This is a genomic window from Pseudonocardia sp. OZ21, from assembly GCF_059359135.1.
Genome location: NZ_JCADBN010000044.1, coordinates 1 through 1,153, shown reverse-complemented (window position 1 = coordinate 1,153; position 1,153 = coordinate 1). Strand labels below are relative to the sequence as shown.

Sequence of the window (1,153 nt, the reverse complement as noted above, 5' to 3'; positions counted from 1 at the left end):
TTGTCGCGGATCACGCTGTCGGTGCAGTCCTCGGCCAGGACGATCCCGTGTTTGCCGTTGTGGTGCACGATGTTGCGCTCGATCAGCACGCGGCGGGAACTGGTGTGCGGGTCGATGCCGTACAGCTCGTTGTGGTGGAACTCGTTGTCCTGCACCGCGAGTCCGTCGACGCGGAACGAGTAGAGCCCGTAGAACAGGTGCGACACGACGCTCGTGGTGATGCCGCCGGTGGCAGCGGTGCGCCACGACATCCCGTACGACTCGACCTCGCCGTAGCCGAGGTAGCGCAGCTCGGCATGCTGGATCATCATCCGTGCGCCGTCGCGGGCGAGCAGGAAGCTGCGACCGTCGAGGCTGTCCGCGTCGGCGCTGGCCGCAGCGTCGTCCCATGAGGTGACGCAGGTTCCGGTGATGTCCAGGGCGCCCCCGAGGATCTTGACGGTGGCGAAACCCGCCGGGCCGCTGCTGAGCTTGAGCCAGCGCACGTCGGGGGCGCTGATCTGCAACGAGGCGCCGGTGAGCACCTGGAGGTCGGCCCCGAGGAGCCACTCCCCGGGAGCGACCTCGCGCAGCGCCGCCGGGTTGCCGACGGCGCTGCTGAGCGCGGAGAGGCTGACGCCCTCACCCGAGGCGAGCACGATCGTGTTGGTGGCGGGGTCGAAGGTCACGCCCGCGCGGGACGGCGTGCCCGGCTCGGCCGCGGGTGCCGGCGGGGCTTCCCGCGTGCAGGGCCGGGCCGGGTCGACCACCGGGTCCGCCGCGATCGGCCGGCGCGCCAGGGGTTCCGGATCCGGCGGGGCGTAGGCGCTCGCCAGCAGAACGACGGCACCTCCCAACAGCCCGAGCACGGCAACCAGCAGCACGGCCCGGGCGGCGGTGACCGAGAACCAGGGAAACCCGGCCGCTCGACGTCTCCAGCAGGCTGTGCGACTCGTCATGACGGGGCTCCGTTCACTCCACAGTCGGACGCCGCGGCGCCCGGTGGTGGTGCAGGTGGTGGGGTCGATGTCGAGGTGACGGCGAAGTCGGCGAAGTCGGCGTGCTGGTCGGTGGGGCTGGCCCAGCTGGAGTCGTCCCCGCCGAAGAAGGTGGAGAAGAACAGGCCGTCGATGTGCAGGTCGGGGGTGGTGCGGAAGGTGAGGCCGGGGTGGTC

The 1,153-nt window shown here is 71.2% G+C and carries 2 protein-coding genes; both read right to left on the bottom strand.

The annotated features are described in order from the left end of the window. A partial coding sequence (locus AC5L35_RS37300) for a right-handed parallel beta-helix repeat-containing protein (RefSeq protein WP_495064472.1) occupies positions 1-938 on the bottom strand: 938 nt, incomplete at its 3' end. Next, positions 935-1,153: polysaccharide lyase (locus AC5L35_RS37295; RefSeq protein ID WP_495064471.1), on the bottom strand; the 219-nt coding region annotated here is incomplete at its 5' end. The genes AC5L35_RS37300 and AC5L35_RS37295, both read right to left, overlap by 4 nt.